Below are 15,907 nucleotides of genomic sequence, written 5' to 3'. Positions count from 1 at the left end.
ATGAGTTGTAAGCAGTGTTTGTTGCTATCTATTTTATGGATGCATTTTGGCGCGTCATGGCTGGTGGGTATTGATGTCCACGCTCTCTCTAAGGAAGAGGCTAAAAGTGCAGATTTAGCGACCCAACTAGTTATCGCAAGCAACAAAATCTTAGAAGAGGCCATTGACAAGGGTAGAGATTATCAGGAGGTAAAATTACTCGATCGTATTTACCAAGAAGCCAAGAACATTAAACTTGTGTTGGCCCCCAACACCAATCCTCAAGAACCTCAATCCAAAAAAGAGGGCTTTGGAGCGGCTTTCAAAAAGGCCTTTGAGCCTCCCATTGATTTGGATAAAGCCCTTGATCTCGTAGACACGCTACACAAAGAGCTCAAGGATGCGAAATGGGGCAGCGATTTTGCCTCCATGCTAACCATCACTGAGCAACTCGAGAACTCCTTACACACGGCCATGAACCTCAAAGCCCAATGGCTCGATACCCGCAAGGCTAATTAAGCCAGTTATTTACATCGCCTCCATAGCGCACCGATTTAGCATCTGTATTTTCTATTTTCTCTAGACTGGCTTGGATATTAGAAGGTAGAGGGTTTTCATCAGAATAACTAAAGTGCATGTGCGCGCTGATCACCCCCGGGGCGTTTTCAATCTCCCTATTAGCGCGCAGCTCCTCCTGCACACTGGGGGCTTCAATCAAAGCAATGATCACTTGTTTTTCTCGATCAAAAGCGGGCACTTCCACGCACTCTAAGGCTTCAATCGCTTTTAGACTCTGCTCAAAGCTCTCTAGTTGGACTTTAACAATCACGCTGGAAATATTCATGTGCTTTTCTCTACAAATAAAATGGATTGACTGGGGCATACACCTGCACACATGCCACACCCCGTGCAAGAGGCATGGATGTGTGGAGCAAACATGCCCTCAAAGCTAATGGCATTGTCTCTGCACGCATCCTTACATGCAAAGCACACCACACCCTGATAACTCAAGCATGTTTGCGAATCGAGGAGGACCCATGTATCTATGCAATCCTCTCGAGTATCTTCCAACACCCCCGTATGCTCTTGAACACATTCCCGTACACACTCTCGACAAAATGTGCAACCCCGTTCTTTAAAGTCCAAATAAGGGCGTGTGGCTTCTTTTTTGATGATAATATGCTCAGGGCAGACTGAAGCACATCCCCCCGTACAATCTAGGCAATCCTGTGCTTTCTCTGAGTTGAAGTATGGCAAAGGGATCAAAAAGGGCTCGCGCTTTAAACCCTTAAAAATCCCCCTAAAGGGCTTTTTAGGGTTCATCGGGCATATCAATTTCCAAGCCCACAGGGCAGTGATCACTCCCCAAAATATGGGCGTAAATATGCGCATCTTTGAGCTGAGCTTGCAGGCCTTGAGAAGCCAGAAAATAATCGATACGCCAACCGATATTACGCGCCCTAGATTGGCTCATGTAGCTCCACCATGTATAGACTTCTGTTTTGTCGGGGTAAAAATGGCGGTAGGTGTCAAGAAATCCTAGTTGGAGTAGTTGGCTAAACGCGTTGCGTTCTGGGTCGCTAAAACCCGCGTTGTAGCGGTTACTCTGCGGGTTAGTTAGATCAATCTCTGTATGGGCGACATTCAAATCCCCGCACACCAGCACCTCTTTACGCGACGCTAGAGTCTGCAAGAATTCTCTGAAGGCGCTCTCCCATTCTAGGCGGTAGGGCAGACGCAAGAGCCCCCTTTGAGAATTAGGCGTGTAGACATTAACTAGATAAAAATTCTCATACTCGCAGGTAACCACACGCCCTTCCATGTCGTGCTCCTCTAATCCCAAACCATAGCGCACGCTTAAAGGCGCGCTTTTGCTCAAAGTCAACACCCCGCTATAACCCTTTTTTTGTGCGCTATTCCAAAAAGCATGGTAATTTTCAAAGGCAAAATCGGCCTGTTGCGGGTGCATTTTGGTTTCTTGCACACAGAATATATCAGCTTCACTCTCTAGCAAAAAGTTCTCAAAACCCTTCTGCATGCATGCCCTCAAGCCATTGACATTCCATGAAATTAAGCGCATCTACCACCTTTGTGTTTTTGCTTATTATAACACTTTAAGTTAAATTTAAAGGATATGTATAGTATAATCGCGCTTTTGGCTTGATAGCTCAGTCGGTAGAGCAGAAGACTGAAAATCTTCGTGTCGGTGGTTCGATTCCGCCTCAAGCCACCATCTAGCGTATAAAATCCCAAAATAGCTTTAAAATTGTCGCCCCTACCACGCATAGAAATACACGACGGATAAACTGCACTTCTTTAACTATCACTAAATTAGAGCCCACCCACGCGCCCAGTATCTGCCCTGCTCCCATCAAGAGCCCCACCGCCCAAATCACTTGCCCCCCGATTAAAAACACGCTTAAACTGATGATATTGCTGGTGAAATTAAACACTTTAGTGCGTGCGGTGGCTTTTTTCATGTTGAGCCCCAAGAGTGCGACCATCGCAAAGGTCCAAAATGAACCCGTGCCCGGTCCAAAAAACCCATCGTAAAACCCCAACCCTAGCCCAAAGATGCCATAGAAAAGGGTGGGCTCAAGTTTAGGATGGCTATCCCCCTCGCCCACTTTGGGGGCTAACAAGGTATAGAGAAAGATTGAGGATAATAAAATGGGAATGAGTAGGCGTAAGATGTCCGCTTTAAGCCATAAAATTAGTGTCGTTCCTAGACTGGCCCCCACCACCACACACCCCACCCCAAAGGCGACCTCTCTTAAGGACACCATGCCCTTCAAGCAAAAATTCAGCGCAGCCGTGAAACTCCCAAAACTGCTTTGAAGTTTGTTGGTGGCTAGGGCTAGGTGTGGCGGGATTCCCAAAGCTAACAGGGTAGGCATGGTGATTAGTCCCCCACCTCCGGCAATGGAATCTACCAGTCCTGCGCAAAAAGCCACCACGACCACGATCGCATATACATACCATTCTAATTCCATGCTAGCTCCTAAATCTAAGATATCCTCACAGACGCGCGTATCTGCGCGTCCAAAGTGTAGATATCCTCTAAATTAGCCAGTGATTTAGTGGTGTCCTCAAAACGCATTAAACCCTCTTCTACTATCCTAACAATTTGTCCAAAGGAGATTTTGCCCTCTATAAAGGCTTGAGTCGCCACTTCTGCGCTGGCATTGAGCACCACACCTAATTTGGGATTCTCTAATAGGGTGTCTTTGAGTGCCCATAGAGGGTATTTGCGCGTATCGATGGGCTCAAATTGTAGGGGAGGTAAGACGCATAAATCTAAGGGCGCGATGCTAGCTTGCTGGTGGGCTTGCTTGGGGGCTAGGGCGTGGGCAATGGGGAGTTTCATGTCAGGGGTGGAGAGTTGGGCGTGCAGGCTTTGATCTTTAAAGCGCACGAGGGCATGTACGCTGGAAGTGCGCTCAATATAGGCATCAATAGCATCTATGCCAAAGAGCCAACGCGCTTCCAACACCTCAAAAAGCTTATTGAGCATGTTAGCCGCGTTGATGGTGATATGCACGCCCATGTCCCAGTTAGGGTGTTTTAAGACTTTTTCTAGGCTTTGATGGGGGATTTGCTCGGGTTTTAGGTCGCGCAGCGCTCCTCCACTCGCGCTCAAATAAAGGGTTTGCACCTCTGCAATATTGCGGTGTTGGAGCAAACTCCACAGCCCAAAATGTTCGCTATCAATGGGGATCATGCCTTTAGTATCTAGCAACCAACCGGCCACAACTAAAGACTCCTTATTGGCTAAAGCTAGGGTTTTATGTTGCTCAAGAGTGATCAAAGTGGGCTTTAATCCAACAAAACCGCTTAGAGCGTTGAGCACTACTGGGGAGTGGCAAGCCTGCAGCATCCCTTCTAGCCCTCGTGCACCTGCAAAGAGAGCGACATTGTGGGGCAAATCTCGTAAAAACGCCCTGCTAGGCTGGGGCAAAAAGACTTTTTTAGGTTTATGAGCGTGGATTTGTTGCAACAAAAGAGTTTCATTGTGCCCACCACTCAAAGCCTCCACCTCAACCCCTAAAGTTTGTGCCACTTCTAGGGCTTGTGTGCCAATAGAGCCCGTGCTCCCTAAAATAATCGCACTAGACATAGGGCAAAAAGAGCAAGAAATGCAACGCCACGCCTCCAAAAAGCATAGCATCTAAACGATCTAAAATCCCTCCATGTCCGGGCAAGCATGCCCCACTATCCTTAACTTCGGCTTTGCGCTTGAGATAACTCTCAAACAGATCGCCCAAGATCGCGCTCAAGGCGACCACCACACTAATCCCTAACGCCCACACAAAACCCACACTCCACATGCCCGCCAGACCCCCAAGCACGCTAGACAAACCCAATCCTATTAAAGAACCCTCTAGGGTCTTTTTGGGCGAAGTGGGACTTAGAGGGATTTTACCTAGCAATCTGCCTCCAAAATAAGCCCCCACATCAGCCACCACAACGACCACGACTAGCCACACCACCCCGCGCACGCCAAAGTCCTTAAATAATGCTAAAAGCACCACAAAGGGCAGAGTGGGGTAAATGAGGGGCAACACCTGCCTAGTATCCTTTGCTCTCAAGGCTAATGCGCCTGCAAAGAACATCCCCACAAATAATGCGCCCTCAATGGGGCGTGGGCTGATATAAGCAAGCCCCCACACCCCTAAAGCCAGCCCATAATGCCAAAAAGAAAAGCTCAGAGCGTGGATTTTCTCATAGAGTTTTAAAGCCTCATAAAAGCCCACCAGATACGCCACGCCTAGCACCGCCCACAAGAACAGCATATTGTGGCTAACCAACACCACCACAACAAGCGCGACTAAGAGTGCCCCTGTGATATAGCGCGTTTTCTCCCCCTTCAACTTAGAAAAATCCATACCTAACTCCCAACAAAGATTTTGCCCACTAAAATGTAGGTGATGAGGCTAATGAGCACAATCCCTAAGATGTTGAGCCATAGCCCAGCTTTGATCATATCTTGCATTTTGACATAACCCGAACCATAAGCGATCGCATTGGGTGGGGTTGCCACAGGCAACATAAAAGCGCAGGTGGCTGCTAAAGCTACAGGGATGGTAAAAAAGAGGACTTGGGAGTGCTCATAACCCAGTCCCAAAGCCACCCCCCCAATCACGGGCAAAAAGGCCGCAGCCGTGGCGGTGTTGGAGGTGATTTCGGTTAAGAAAATCACTAAGGCTACCACCAAGACCATTAAGAGTAATAAGGGTAAATGGGACAAGTGCGCCACTTGATGTCCAATCCACAGAGATAACCCGCTCTTGCTAAATTGCGCGCTTAAAGCCAGTCCACCCCCAAAGAGCAAGAGCACATCCCAGGGGAGTTTTTTCATCGTATCCCAATCGATGAGACGGGTTTTTTGCGCGGGGATGATAAAAAGCGCGATGGCGACCCCCATGGCAATGATGGAGTCTAAATTGGCGATCTTAATTCCCATAGAGTGTAAAATACTGCCTAAAAAAACCCAGCTCAAAGAAGCGAGCACGAATAAAGTGGCAACCCAGAGTTCTCCTGCACTCATCGGTCCTAATTTGTGCAATTCTTGAACGATCACCTCCCTACCTCCGGGGATTTCTTTGATCTTGATAGGGAAGATGACAAAGGTGAGTAAAAACCACGCCCCCATGAGCATGAGTAAAGCGATGGGCACGCCCAAGATCATCCACTGCCCAAAGCCAATTTTAAACCCAAAGGCGTCTTGCATATAACCAGCCAACAGGGCGTTAGGGGGCGTGCCTATGAGGGTGGCTAGCGATCCAATAGAGGCACTATAAGCGATGCCCAACATCAAACAGATACTGAAATTGGTGCGATAAATGGGAGCGGATTGGTAAGAGGAATCAGTTTTACAATCCTGTTTTTGGAGTAATTTTGCTACGAGGGTTAACACACTCAAGCCCACAGGCATCATCATCACTGCGGTTGCCGTGTTAGAAACCCACATAGATAAAAAGGCAGTCGCCAACATAAAACCGGCTACCAACGCTCTAGGGCTCGTGCCCACTAAAAGAATAATTCTTAGCGCGATACGGCTATGTAGATTCCAGCGTTGCATCGCCATTGCCAGCACAAAACCCCCCATAAACAAGAAGATAATAGGACTCCCATAGGACGCGCCCACTTCTTTAAAACTAGCCACGCCCAACGCGCTAAAGAGCACGAGGGGTAGCAGGGCAGTAGCCACCAAAGCGATCGCTTCGCTCATCCACCAAGTCCCCATCAAGATTGCCACAGCGGCTACGATGGGTAGAGAATCTAATTTAAGTCCGGGCTTGGTGATGGTGTGCTTGATCACATCTAAATGGGCATGGAGGGCAAAATACACCCCTAGAGCTAAAATGAAGCCTCCCCAAAAACCCATCCATGGCACGCTGAACCTAAAACTCTTTTGTGGCATTTTAAAATCCTTATGCTAATTTTCTTAGTTTAAGCCATAGGAATTAACATTTTATTTAAATTTTGAGAATGGGAGGATAAGGGCGCTGGGCGTAGGCGTAGCGTAGCAAATCCACACTCACAAATTCTTCTTTCCAAAAGACATAAAAGTAAGCCCAGCCATTGTGATTTTTTTTGTGTAGGTGTTTAGCCGCCATTTGGTGGATACTTAGATGTTCCTGATCGTCATGCAAACGATCCTCTAGCAAATAACAGATATAATTTTGTTGTTTGTCATAGAATTTCTGTCTGTCCTGCAAAAAGCCCGCTGCACAGAGTTGCTTTAAGCTTACTTTGGGGGGTTTGACTTCTAGCGCGCCCTGTGTGAGGGTATTGCTCACGGGGGTAATGTTAGCGATGCGTTTAGTGGCTTCCTGCACGAAGAGGGAGTCTTGCTCAATGCCTAAAAAGTGTCGTTTGAATTTCTTAGCAATCGCCCCTGTAGTGCCCGTGCCAAAAAAGGGGTCTAAAATCAAATCCCCGGGCCTACTGCTAGAGAGAATGATCTTTTCTAAGAGGGCTTGGGGTTTTTGAGTGGGGTGGAGTTTTTTTCCATTCGCTCCCTTTAGGCGTTCTGCCCCCATGCAAATGCCTATATGCCATACACTGCGCTCTTGCTTGTTGTGATTGAGGGCTTTCATGGTTTTATAATTAAAGGTGTAGCGTGCACTCTTATCTTTAGCACACCAAAGCAAGCTCTCATGGGCGTTGCAAAAACGACTACCCCTGAAATTGGGCACGGGATTGGGTTTAGCCCAGATAATATCATTGAGAATCCAAAAACCCAAATTTTGCATTAAATAGCCCAAACGGTAGATATTTTGAAACGAGCCCATCACCCAGATACTCCCATGTGCTTTTAACACGCGTCTACACTCGCTTAACCACGCCAAACAAAAAGAATCGTAAGCCTGCAGACTCTCAAATTGATCCCATGCTGCACGCACACCCATAAAGACTTCTCCATTATCACGCAACAACTCCCCCTGTGTCTGCATAAAATAGGGCGGATCGGCGATGATTAAATCTACACTCTCAGAGGGCAGAGTGGGCAGCAGTTCTAGGCAGTTTCCTTGTAGAATGCGATCGATTTTTTCTAGCATGAACCTCTACCCCAAAATTTAAATTTCCATTATACCTCTTTTGCTCTCTCTTGATTCAAAAACCTCTCTAAGGAGCGATACGCTCCAGCACAAAACATAGGCAAACTAAAAATTTAACAACGCATTGAGGTAGTAGCTGTATTGTTTTTCTCTAGCCTCTATCTCAGCGGGCAAGCCCTCTTGTAGGTCGGTGGTGAGGGTGTTAAATTGGTCTAAAATTTCTACGATTTTTTCTTGCACTACAAGAGGGGGGAGGGGGATAGTAAAAGACATGACATGTTTATCTGCAAGCATGGGGTAACTTGTGCCTTCTTGCCATGCCCTAGCATGCATGAAAAACCTGTCGCTTGTAATATTGTAAAAAATCCACTCGGGGAGGACTTTAGCTATGTCTGCACGCAAAACACAAAAACCCGTACTACAAATTTGTCCGTTATGTTCTGCCCCCACAAGGGTAATCCGCTTTAAAAGGGGGCGGGTTGTGCCCAACAAAACATCTTTAGTTTCTACAATGTAGCGTGCTCGAGAGGGGGCATTTTGGGCGTTAATGGGGGTTGTTTGTGTGATTTGAGATAGCTCCCTATCCACGCTTGATAAATCAATATAGTGGTAATTTTTAGGGTTATTTTTCCATGCAACATTGGCAACCCTGCGGGTTACTTCTCCTAACTCCACAAACTCCACCCCCTGCGGGCAGTGCTCGTGCAATAACTTTTCTAAGGGGTGTTTGGGTTTTAGCACGCGCGCGCCCCATTTTTGTAAAATCCAGTCTTTAAGCGGGTGTTTGTCCAACCAATCAAGGTTTTCCCCCCCCCCCCCCCCTGTGGGCGCGCCAAAGTCTAAAAGCGCGTTTAGGTAGTGGGTGTATTGTTTTTTGCGCGCCGCAATCTCAGCGGGCAAGCCCTCTTGTAGGTCGGTGGTCAGGGCGTGGAATTGATCTAAAATTTTTACGATTTTTTCTTGGAGGGGGAGAGGGGGTAGTGGGATTAAAAAAGTCTTTAAGTCTTGTAAATTCAAGCGACTCACCTTTGCCCCGCAAGTGTATTTCAGCTTAAAATCCTTAAAGGCTTGCGTTTGGAACAGATAGGCTAAGTATTTCGGGTTTTGTTGGTGTCTAAGGGCGAAAGTGTCCCCGCCTATGTAGATGGTTTCTTGCCCCAAGTAAGCCACCGCCTTACACACATCAGCGGGGTTTTCACTCACCCCCACAATCACTAAGTCCCCACAATATACAGGCTTTAACTTCTTAGCCAGCTCTTGCGTGATAAAGCTTTTAGTTTTGCTCGTGTGGATATTATAAAAAGTGTGAATCTCTCCATAGTGGATTGCCCCCACTAGCTCCCCGTTAGGATTATCAGGGTGTAAATCCGCTTTAGTCAGCCCACTACCCCGCACAAATTCCCCAATAGTGCCCAATTCCACCCATTCCACCTTAAACGATTCCTTAAGCAGGGCATGGCGTGCGTCTTTGGGGCTTGTAGGCGTGCCAAAGTCTAAAAGAGCATTGAGATAGTAAGCGTATTGTTTTTTTCTTGCGCTAAGCTCTGCTGTAAGCTCTGTAAAGCAATCAAGAATGGTTACTATTTTCTCTTGCACTATGAGCGGGGGGAGGGGGATTTTCGTAGATAAAAAAGCCCGTGTCCCTAAGTTGATTTGTGCCGCCATGTTGCCTAAAGACTTAATGTATTTTCTCGCCCTTTGTGTTATCAAGGCATAGCGTACATAGGCGATAAGCACATTAGGGGCAAAGTCGCAAAGTTTGGCGACACGCTGATTAAGCAAGAGATTTTGACCCTCTAGCTTTTTGACAAGGGTGGGCATGCCTAAAATATTTGCACTCTCCCCCATGTCGGTCATAGCGATAAGAATATCCCCATCGCTCAAAGCATAATTTTTATATTTTTCTAAAAAGCTGTCAGGTAAGTAAATGGGTTTGTGTTCAGGATTAAACCCGCCATTAGGGCGGATGTTGCCCATTCTGATTAACAAAGTGTTAGATTTTTCCACATAGTCGCTTTTTTTAAAGGAATAACCATTAAGCAAACTACACACCTCCCCCAATTCCACAAACTCCACCCCCTGCGGGCAATGTTCTTGTAAGAGTTTTTCTAAAGGGTGTTTAGGCACTCTCTCCAAGCCCTCCGCCTTTAACAGGCCTTCTGTTTTATCCATTTCCCATCTTTGCATAATTAAATTTGAGATTGAAAAAGAGGCGCAAATCCTCTATAGCGCAAGCTTTTTGGAGGTTGTAGCCCAGCCTCACCAGCAAAATTTCCAAGTCTTTTTTAAATTTGATCTTGGTGGGCTTGTTGTGAAAAATTTCATTTCTTGCATCTCTAATGCGTGCGATGGTGTTGATCGCATGTTGCTTTGTCCCAAAGGCAGGGATTTCTTGATTCTTGTAGATTTTTGGTGTGGCAAACAAAGATTCAAAATGGGGGTAATAATATTTGTCTAAAATCAGCTCTAAGTCCCCCAAAGAGAACAAATCAAAGACCTCAAAAGAGTTCATCTTTTGTTTGTCCAGAGGGGTTTTGAGGTTTTTGTTGCGTAAGGCGATGATGGCATCGATTTTTTTGACCAGATAATGTTGCGCCGCATCCTTGGGGCATTGTATGAACCAATCATCGTTGTTGCCATTGAAGGCATTGGCAATCACAATCGCCATCGTGCTTCTCAAGGCATTTTCAAAACATTGCAACAGCAAGAAACTTGCTTGGTGCGTGTTGCGTCTTTTGTTGTAGAGTTGCATGGTTAAATCAAATAGATTTTTTTTAAGTGCGCCATTTTTCTTCTTGAGCAAGATTTGGGCCTCTTTACAAGCCCCCCATAAATAGCCGTGGTGTAAAACCCCAATGCTTTGTTTGATTTTTGTTTCAAACTCCTCTGTCATCAAATGTGGCATATCTAAAAATAATGCGGATATTTTTTGAAAAAATGCATTTTGCAAATCAAACATTCAACTTACTATGGAAACTTTGTTGTATAATCTGCCTAATTTAGAGGTCTCACCGCTATGAATAGCGGGTGCTTGCTTGCAAGAGGATACTCTAAATTCTCTCCTATGCTCCATTTGCTCCATTTTCTAAACCATCGATGATTTTATCTAGCCCCTCTCTTAGGGCTTGTTGTTTGGCCACAATAGTGGCGATTTGGGCGTTTAATTGGGCGATGTCTAGCCCCCCCTCCTCCTCTTTGGGGTCTAAATAGCGGCTCACAGAGAGGTTATAGCCATTTTGTCTAATTTGCTCTGCCTCCACTAAAATAGAAAAATGGGGCAGCTCCTCTCTTGTCTCATAGACCTTTAGGATTTTAGCGATGTTAGCCGGACTTAGCTTGTTCTGCGTGTCTGCACGCACACATTCTAAACTCGCATCCATGAATAAAACCCGGTGATCGCCTCTATTCTTACGCAAGATCAGCACGCAAGTGGCGATGTTGGTCCCAAAGAAAAGATCAGGGGCGAGCGCGATCACCCCATCCACAAAATTACGCTCTATGAGGTATTGGCGGATTTTTGCCTCTGCCCCACCCCGATACAACACCCCGGGAAATTGCACAATCGCACATGTCCCCTTGGGCGAGAGCCAAAAGAGCATATGCAAGCTAAAAGCTAAATCCGCCTTGCCCTTGGGGGCTAGCACCCCAGCGGGCGCAAAACGGGGTTTGTTGATGAGTAGGGGGTCATCATCGCCGATCCATTTGGTGGAGTAGGGCGGATTAGACACAATGGCGTCAAAGGGCTCATCACTTTCATGCTTAGGGTCTATTAGAGTGTCCCCATAGGCGATATGAAATGTGTCATAGTCAATATTGTGTAAAAACATATTCGCCCGGCAGAGGTTGTAGGTGGTCGGGTTGATTTCCTGACCAAAAAAGCCCTGTTTGATATTGTCTTTGCCTAAAATCTTGGCAAATTTGAGCAAGAGCGAGCCACTCCCACAACAAGGGTCATAAACCTTATTGATGTCCTTTTGCCCGTGCAAGACTAATCTAGCCAAGAGCTCGCTCACCTCTTGGGGGGTGAAAAACTCGCCCCCACTCTTGCCCGCATTGCTGGCATACATGCCCATTAAAAACTCGTAAGCGTCCCCAAAGATATCGATCCCGCTCTCTTGATAGTCCTCAATTTTCATCGCCCCCACGGCCTTTAAAAGGCTGCTGATCTTTTCATTTTTCTCTTTGACACCATCGCCTAGCTTGCTACTATCCATGTCCAAATCCGCAAAAAGCCCTCTAAAATTCTCCTGCGCCTCGCCCTCTAGGCTGGAGGCTTCAATGTTTTGGAAGATCTTATTTAAGTTAATATTAAGGTCTTCGTCTTTATCTGCCCGCTTGAGCACATTGCTAAAAAGCTCGCTGGGCGGGATAAAAAAGCCCTTTTCCTTCAAAAGCACTTCCTTAGCAATCTGTGCCTGCTCATCGTTTAAGGTGGCATAATCAAAGTTTGGATCTAGGGCTTGTTCATAGGCATTGATATAGCTTGTGAGATTCTCGCAGAGGTAGCGGTAAAAGATAATGCCTAAAACAAATTGCTTAAAGTCCCAACCATCCACCGCTCCGCGCAATTTATCTGCAATGCCCCAAATGGTCTTAAAAAGCTCATTGCGCTTTACTTGTGCGTTTTGCTCGTTGTTTTGCTTTGTTTGTGTGGCGACTTCTTGCATGGCATCCTCAAAAAAGGGATATTCTAACACAAGTTTTGGTTCTTATGATTTTTGCTTTAAAAGCAGGCCTGCTAGAGTTGTTTGAAGAAGCCCTAGAGATTCAAGAAGGCTGTAAAAACCACTCAATTATTTCCAATCCTGACTAGAAATGTCATGGTATTTGTCAAAAAAAGCTTGCAGAACGGATTGCACTTGATTTTTTAAATGCTGGCGCATGGGCTGGCCTTCAGAATTTATGCTAAAGAACGATGCTTTTTCTTTAGGCAGAAGTGTGGGAAACTGTGTCCCTTTAAAGCTAATATTGTGGTGCTTAAAGGCTTTGGACATAAAATCATGGGCGCTCTTTTCTTGGAGTTGATAATGCTGGACAATGCGGGCAAATTCTTGTTGCCGTTGGCTATCCATATAATCTCTGAAACTGGCTTGGATATCTGGACTTGGGTGCTGTTTGAAGAACTCCCAAAAGCTCAAAATCACCTCTTGTTTACTGCGCATTTTTGGGCTGGACTTGATGGCGCGTAAAATGTCTTCTTCGGATTTACCCTCCGCAATGAGATTTAAAATATAGTCAATGTTGATTTCCACTTGCTTGATGAGCTCCATTTCAAACACACAATTATCGTCAAATTCCTTATGTGTCTTGTTTGGACTTTCTCTAGGCCCTCTAAACTTTTCATACAAGTCCAAATAATGCCCTTGGTAGTCTTGCAAATCTCTGGGGCTGATGGGGTCATTATTTGGACCAAACTCTGCAAAGCACACTAAAACATTGCGTATTTTTAGAATTTCATCATAAAGATTAATGAACGACTCTTGTGCGCTCTCTGCCTTTGTGTGCTGGGAAAATGCATGGAGGGGATATGTGCTTAAGAGCTTGGATGCCAAGGCTTGATATTTTGCGTAGATTTCTTTAAAGCCATCTAAGATCACAATCTCATGAGAATTCTTTTGGCCAAAGAGTCTTAAAGCGTCGTTTAAATTCTCTTCTAAAGGCCTAAAACACACGATATTACCCTCGCTCTTGACACTATTGTAGGGGCGGTTTGTCCTTGAAAAGGCTTGCAGTAAGCCATGGTATCTTAAGTTCTTATCCACCCAAAGCGTGTTGCAAGTGGGCGCATCAAAGCCGGTTAAGAACATATTGACCACAATGAGCAAATCGATCTCTCTTTTCTTCATGCGCGAAGACACATCTTTATAGTAATCGTTGAAAATCCCAATGTCATAATTACTTTCAAAGGCGTGGTTATAATCTTGAATTGCTTGCTCTAAAAAATCCCTGTCATTTTGCTCCAGTTTGCCCGCCTCCTCGTTGTTCTCATCTTCTAGGTCATCGCTGGGGCTATAGCTGTAGATGATGGCTACTTTTAAAGGATGCACACACGCTTTAAAGGCTTGGTAATATTTTTTAGCCATCTCTATATTCGCACAGGCCAAAATGGAGTTAAAACTCCCTTTTGTAACTTTGGCAAAATGATTTAAGATGTGTTGAACAACCTTAGCAATGCGTTTAGGGTGGCAAAAATCCGCCTCGCTCTTTAGCTCTGTGTGCGTGTCGGTGTTGTAGTAGTGCATTAAAAAACGCAAAACATTGCCATCATGGATCGCATTGACAATCGTATAATGGTGCAACTCTCTACCAAATCTCTCCTGTGTGATGGCGTGCTCTTTGCCCTCGCAATTAGCCTCAAAAATGGGCGTGCCGGTGAATCCATAAAAATGGTGTTTCTTAAAAGCCCGCGCAATATCAGCGTGCATTTTACCCAGTTGGCTTCGATGGCATTCATCAAAGATAAACAACACCTCTTGTTCTAAAATGGACGACTTGGGATTGCCCTTAATGAATTTATGCAACTTTTGGATCGTGGTGATGATGGTCTTTTTGTTAGGATCGGGGTTTTCTAGCTGGATTTGTAGGGTTTTGGTGTTCTTGTTGGAGCTTGCGCTGTTTTTTTGGTATTTCTCATATTCCTTCATGGTTTGGTGGTCTAAGTCCTTGCGATCCACCACAAAGAGCACCTTAGCTATAAAGTCCAGCCGTGCGGCAAGCTGGGCGAGTTTAAAGCTGGTTAAAGTCTTGCCGCTGCCCGTGGTGTGCCAAATATAGCCCCCGTTTTTGGGCTTGCCATAGTTTTTTTGGTTGTGCGTGATGAGCACTTGCTTTAAAATCTCCTCTATAGCGACCACTTGGTAAGGGCGCAAAACAAGCAATTTAGACTCGCTGGTGAAAACACAATAATAAAGCAAAAGGCTTAATAGGGTGTGTGTATCAAAGAAAGTGGGGATAAAATCCTGTAAATCCTCAATGCGTTGGTTATGCTGATCTGCCCAAAAGCTGGTGAATTTATAAGAGTCTTTGCCCGTGTCGCTGGCTGTGGTGTTGCTGTAATACTTGGTCTGTGTGCCATTGCTGATCACAAAGACCTGCACAAAGCCAAATAAGCTACCCGGAGCGCCCATGCTCGTTCTATGGTAGTCTCGGATTTGTCTAAAGGCTTCCTGCAGATTCACCCCTCTTTTTTTAAGCTCGATATGCACTAGGGGTAGCCCATTAACTAGAATACTCACATCATAGCGGTGTTCCCTGCCCGGGGTGGGGTATTGCTGGATCACTTGTAGGTAATTGTTATGGATGTGCTTTTTATCTAAAAGCTGGATATTTTTCGTGTCTCCATTGTCAAATTTAAAGGACTGGCTATAATCGTGCTGGAGCGTGCGGGTTTTATTAATAAAAGTGGCGTTGCGGGGGTTGATTTGTTGGGTAAAACGCTCCCATTCGCGCTCGCTGAAAGTGAGGCGGTTGAGCTTTTCAATTTGGGTCTTAAGATTCTCTTTAAGGCTCTCTGGCGTGGCGGGCTTTAAAAGATTGTAACCTTGGGCTTGGAGTTGTTCTATTAAATACGCCTCTAGCTCTGCCTCTTTTTGGTAAGTGGTGGCTTGGCTCTTGCTGGTGGGCTTAAGAGCCACCACGGTGCTTAAGTCCCCTTGGGCGATTTGTTCTAAAGTGGTCATGCGTGCTCCTCAAAGTGTAACAAGGCGTTTAGGTAGTGATTATACTGTTTTTTGCGCGCCTCAATCTCAGCAGGCAAGCCCTCTTGTAGGTCGGTGGTCAGGGCGTGGAATTGATCTAAAATTTCTACAATTTTGGCTTGCACTACCAGAGGGGGTAGGGGGATTAAAAAAGTCTTTAAGTCTTTAGCATCAATATAGATTATTTTTGCACCATAAGCAAACCTTTTTTTGAAATTTAAAAAAGTTTGCGTTTGAAAAAAATAGGCCAGGTATTTAGGGTTTTGATTATGGCGAAAAGCAAACATGTCGCCAAAACAAATATCATCATCTCCTAAATATGCCACAGCCTTACAAATATCGTTAATGTTTTCGCTCATATTCACAAAAAGTAAGTCTCCTTTTTTTGCTTTTCTAAGTTTTTTGGCAATTTGGGGAGATATGAAGCTAATGACATTATCCGTATAAGTGCTATAGTGTGTGTGTATTTGCCCGTAGTGGATAGCCCCTATCAATGTGCCATCATGGTTTTTGGGTTGCAAATCAGCTTTAACTATCCTGTGTCCCCATATAAACTCCCCAATAGTGCCCAATTCCACCCATTCCACCTTAAACGACTTTTTGAGAAGGGCATGGGTAAAATCATAAGGATCACGACTTACCCCCCCCCCCCCCCCCCCCACCCCC

General features: G+C 45.5%; 14 protein-coding genes and 1 tRNA gene. 2 read left to right on the top strand and 13 right to left on the bottom strand.

Going from position 1 to position 15,907, the window contains the following annotated elements; genetic code table 11:
- The first annotated feature begins 21 nt into the window (after positions 1-21).
- Positions 22-498 (top strand): hypothetical protein, encoded by a 477-nt coding sequence (locus C6H04_RS04870; protein ID WP_158653815.1) that lies wholly within the window; start codon positions 22-24, stop codon positions 496-498.
- Here C6H04_RS04870 and C6H04_RS04865 read toward each other — a convergent pair.
- The 3 genes from C6H04_RS04865 to C6H04_RS04855 are packed head-to-tail and all read right to left on the bottom strand — an operon-like array spanning position 491 to position 2,059.
- Complete coding sequence (locus C6H04_RS04865) at positions 491-823, bottom strand: chaperone NapD (RefSeq protein WP_104694966.1); 333 nt, start codon at positions 821-823, stop codon at positions 491-493. The two genes, C6H04_RS04870 and C6H04_RS04865, sit on opposite strands and share 8 nt — an antisense overlap.
- Positions 820-1,302, bottom strand: coding sequence for a 4Fe-4S binding protein (locus C6H04_RS04860; RefSeq protein ID WP_104694967.1), 483 nt, complete (start codon positions 1,300-1,302; stop codon positions 820-822). The genes C6H04_RS04865 and C6H04_RS04860 overlap by 4 nt, the downstream gene beginning before the upstream one ends.
- A complete protein-coding gene (locus tag C6H04_RS04855) occupies positions 1,292-2,059 on the bottom strand; it encodes an exodeoxyribonuclease III (RefSeq protein WP_104694968.1) in 768 nt (255 codons plus the stop codon). Before C6H04_RS04855 ends, C6H04_RS04860 begins: the two co-directional genes overlap by 11 nt.
- Positions 2,060-2,136: 77 nt before the next feature.
- Between C6H04_RS04855 and C6H04_RS04850 the strand changes: the two genes are divergently transcribed.
- Positions 2,137-2,212 (top strand) — tRNA-Phe (locus tag C6H04_RS04850).
- 1 nt (position 2,213) lies between these two features.
- On the opposite strand, the gene C6H04_RS04845 is transcribed toward C6H04_RS04850, so the two are convergent.
- From C6H04_RS04845 to C6H04_RS04800, 10 genes are all read right to left on the bottom strand, one after another.
- Positions 2,214-2,972: a TSUP family transporter gene (locus C6H04_RS04845; RefSeq protein WP_104694969.1), complete on the bottom strand. Its 759-nt coding sequence runs from the start codon at positions 2,970-2,972 to the stop codon at positions 2,214-2,216.
- A 14-nt stretch (positions 2,973-2,986) separates the two neighbouring features.
- Positions 2,987-4,096 carry a 1-deoxy-D-xylulose-5-phosphate reductoisomerase gene (gene dxr / locus C6H04_RS04840; RefSeq protein ID WP_104732485.1) on the bottom strand — a complete coding sequence of 370 codons (1,110 nt, stop codon included), beginning with the start codon at positions 4,094-4,096 and terminating at the stop codon, positions 2,987-2,989.
- On the bottom strand, positions 4,089-4,865 hold the full coding sequence (locus C6H04_RS04835; protein ID WP_104732484.1) for a phosphatidate cytidylyltransferase: 777 nt from the start codon (positions 4,863-4,865) through the stop codon (positions 4,089-4,091). Before C6H04_RS04835 ends, dxr begins: the two co-directional genes overlap by 8 nt.
- A 2-nt stretch (positions 4,866-4,867) precedes the next feature.
- Positions 4,868-6,403 (bottom strand): SLC13 family permease, encoded by a 1,536-nt coding sequence (locus C6H04_RS04830; protein ID WP_104732483.1) that lies wholly within the window; start codon positions 6,401-6,403, stop codon positions 4,868-4,870.
- A 55-nt stretch (positions 6,404-6,458) separates the two neighbouring features.
- Positions 6,459-7,544, bottom strand: a complete 1,086-nt coding sequence (locus C6H04_RS04825) for a DNA-methyltransferase (protein WP_104732482.1) — start codon at positions 7,542-7,544, stop codon at positions 6,459-6,461.
- Between the two features lie 105 nt (positions 7,545-7,649).
- Positions 7,650-9,716, bottom strand: coding sequence for a restriction endonuclease subunit S (locus C6H04_RS04820; protein ID WP_158653814.1), 2,067 nt, complete (start codon positions 9,714-9,716; stop codon positions 7,650-7,652).
- Complete coding sequence (locus C6H04_RS04815) at positions 9,709-10,503, bottom strand: hypothetical protein (protein WP_104732480.1); 795 nt, start codon at positions 10,501-10,503, stop codon at positions 9,709-9,711. The genes C6H04_RS04820 and C6H04_RS04815 overlap by 8 nt, the downstream gene beginning before the upstream one ends.
- A 103-nt stretch (positions 10,504-10,606) precedes the next feature.
- On the bottom strand, positions 10,607-12,211 hold the full coding sequence (locus C6H04_RS04810; protein WP_104732501.1) for a type I restriction-modification system subunit M: 1,605 nt from the start codon (positions 12,209-12,211) through the stop codon (positions 10,607-10,609).
- A gap of 126 nt (positions 12,212-12,337) precedes the next feature.
- Positions 12,338-15,223, bottom strand: a complete 2,886-nt coding sequence (locus tag C6H04_RS04805; protein ID WP_104732479.1) for a type I restriction endonuclease subunit R — start codon at positions 15,221-15,223, stop codon at positions 12,338-12,340.
- The coding region (locus C6H04_RS04800; RefSeq protein WP_199767089.1) for a restriction endonuclease subunit S at positions 15,220-15,907 on the bottom strand (688 nt) is incomplete at its 5' end. The genes C6H04_RS04800 and C6H04_RS04805, both read right to left, overlap by 4 nt.

Source organism: Helicobacter salomonis, assembly GCF_900197775.1.
Lineage (GTDB): Bacteria > Campylobacterota > Campylobacteria > Campylobacterales > Helicobacteraceae > Helicobacter > Helicobacter salomonis.
Note: the sequence above shows the minus strand (reverse complement) of the source record. Positions and strands in the feature narration are given on the sequence as shown.

Bases quoted from the DNA above. Each gene is read 5' to 3' on its own strand.
- C6H04_RS04865 (WP_104694966.1), bottom strand. From the start codon at position 823: ATGAATATTTCCAGCGTGATTGTTAAAGTCCAACTAGAGAGCTTTGAG.
- C6H04_RS04860 (WP_104694967.1), bottom strand. From the start codon at position 1,302: ATGAACCCTAAAAAGCCCTTTAGGGGGATTTTTAAGGGTTTAAAGCGC.
- C6H04_RS04855 (WP_104694968.1), bottom strand. From the start codon at position 2,059: ATGCGCTTAATTTCATGGAATGTCAATGGCTTGAGGGCATGCATGCAG.
- C6H04_RS04845 (WP_104694969.1), bottom strand. From the start codon at position 2,972: ATGGAATTAGAATGGTATGTATATGCGATCGTGGTCGTGGTGGCTTTT.
- dxr (WP_104732485.1), bottom strand. From the start codon at position 4,096: ATGTCTAGTGCGATTATTTTAGGGAGCACGGGCTCTATTGGCACACAA.
- C6H04_RS04835 (WP_104732484.1), bottom strand. From the start codon at position 4,865: ATGGATTTTTCTAAGTTGAAGGGGGAGAAAACGCGCTATATCACAGGG.
- C6H04_RS04830 (WP_104732483.1), bottom strand. From the start codon at position 6,403: ATGCCACAAAAGAGTTTTAGGTTCAGCGTGCCATGGATGGGTTTTTGG.
- C6H04_RS04825 (WP_104732482.1), bottom strand. From the start codon at position 7,544: ATGCTAGAAAAAATCGATCGCATTCTACAAGGAAACTGCCTAGAACTG.
- C6H04_RS04820 (WP_158653814.1), bottom strand. From the start codon at position 9,716: ATGGATAAAACAGAAGGCCTGTTAAAGGCGGAGGGCTTGGAGAGAGTG.
- C6H04_RS04815 (WP_104732480.1), bottom strand. From the start codon at position 10,503: ATGTTTGATTTGCAAAATGCATTTTTTCAAAAAATATCCGCATTATTT.
- C6H04_RS04810 (WP_104732501.1), bottom strand. From the start codon at position 12,211: ATGCAAGAAGTCGCCACACAAACAAAGCAAAACAACGAGCAAAACGCA.
- C6H04_RS04805 (WP_104732479.1), bottom strand. From the start codon at position 15,223: ATGACCACTTTAGAACAAATCGCCCAAGGGGACTTAAGCACCGTGGTG.